This is a genomic window from Bartonella florencae, assembly GCF_000312525.1.
Taxonomy (GTDB): Bacteria; Pseudomonadota; Alphaproteobacteria; order Rhizobiales; family Rhizobiaceae; genus Bartonella; species Bartonella florencae.
On sequence record NZ_HE997472.1, the window covers coordinates 1 to 1,178 of the forward strand.

1 protein-coding gene is annotated in these 1,178 nt (G+C 38.7%); it reads right to left on the reverse strand.

Going from position 1 to position 1,178, the window contains the following annotated elements; translation table 11 throughout:
• Positions 1-122: 122 nt before the first annotated feature.
• Positions 123-1,178: autotransporter outer membrane beta-barrel domain-containing protein (locus BN202_RS08820; protein ID WP_019220284.1), on the reverse strand; the 1,056-nt coding region annotated here is incomplete at its 5' end.

Below are 1,178 nucleotides of genomic sequence, written 5' to 3' on the forward strand. Positions count from 1 at the left end.
TTTCTTTTTGATAAAAATTTAAAACCTTTCAACGCATTGCACTTTTTGTAACTCACATAAATTAAACAGCGCTGTTGATATTTCAGCGCTGCATTTATTTTTAAAATCAAGAACAGAGATTCTTAAAAGCGGTAACGCATTCCCCCAGAAACATTTATTCCAGAGATACCCGCTTTTTGAAGTTTTTGTTGGTAATTTACATCAGCATGAAGGGTGATATTTTTTGATAACTCTGCATTCATACCAACTCCACCTTCAAGGGCCGTTCCCATAGAATCAAGATGGAAAGTATCACCAATCTGTATAGTGTGATTGTCACTAAAATCTTTTATAACGTTGAGTTTACCATAGAAAGAAACAGTGCAATCTTTTTCAGTAGAAAGTGTCTTTTGTGTTAAACGTCCACCAAGACGTACCAACCATTGATGATGGGGGCCCATCTCTACTTTAAAGCCATCAGCATCTAAAAGTGTGCCAAATGCAACATGTTGATAAATAAGTTGTGCTTGGGGTTCAAAGACTAAATCTTTCATATTAGTTGCTAGTTTTTGTCCAAGGGTGGCTGATGCACTAAATGTATTAGTGTTATCTAATTCAGCAGTCTTTCCGATAAGAGCTGTGGTGATATTTCCCTTCAAAGCTCCGTAGGATAAAAATGCATTGAGGTATATGCCATTGCCATGACGGAAGCTAGTATATGCAGCGAGTGACCATTTATCCAATGTATTCTTATCAGCACCTTCCATATCTTTTGGCGTAAAGGCCAATTTTCCATAAGTGCCTAAAAGGCCAAAATTCGCGGTGATGTTTTTATATTCTGATGTGGCTAATGCAATGCCTGCTTGTAAGGCCCCATAGTGAACATCAGCACCATAGCCATATTGCAATGGGGTACGGTGAGAAGATAATGTCATCTTATTACCATAAGCCGAGAAGAAGATGCCTTTGTTTTTATTGCCTGCTGCTCTCATTGCTGATGATCGCATATTGTCTAATAATGTATTTTGATTGCTTACATCAGAAAGTCCAGCAGAGAATACAGCATTAGGCATTACCAAATAGCTTGCTACTTGAGGAACAAGGGCTCTGATTTTTCCTTCATTATCGAGTGTGGCTCTTTGCAAGCGGAAATCCCAGAAGTTCCTACCCCCATCTAAATGACTTTGTGAGCCCTCTGC